We start from the raw sequence: 327 nt of genomic DNA on the forward strand, positions 1-327 counted from the left end.
GAACGGCAACATGAGCGGCGCGCCGATCCTGCTGCCCGCCCGCCACCTGCTGAACATCCTGATCGGCCTGGCGATCGTGGCGCTCGTGGCGGTGCTGGTGATGAGCGGCGGCCAGGCGACCTGGGCCTTTTGGGCGATCTTCGCGCTCAGCCTGCTGATCGGCGTCACCCTGATCATCCCGATCGGCGGCGCCGACATGCCGGTCGTGGTGTCGATGCTGAACAGCTACTCGGGCTGGGCGGCCGCGGCTCTGGGCTTCACGCTCGAGAACATCACCCTGATCATCACCGGCGCCCTGGTGGGCTCGTCGGGCGCGATCCTCAGCTA

The 327-nt window shown here is 68.2% G+C and carries 1 protein-coding gene; it reads left to right on the forward strand.

All coding sequences use genetic code 11. The features are described from left to right. A partial coding sequence (locus AX721_RS12955) for an NAD(P)(+) transhydrogenase (Re/Si-specific) subunit beta (RefSeq protein WP_197422556.1) occupies positions 1-327 on the forward strand: 327 nt, incomplete at both ends.

Source organism: Phenylobacterium sp. CCH9-H3 (assembly GCF_001557235.1).
GTDB lineage: Bacteria > Pseudomonadota > Alphaproteobacteria > Caulobacterales > Caulobacteraceae > Phenylobacterium.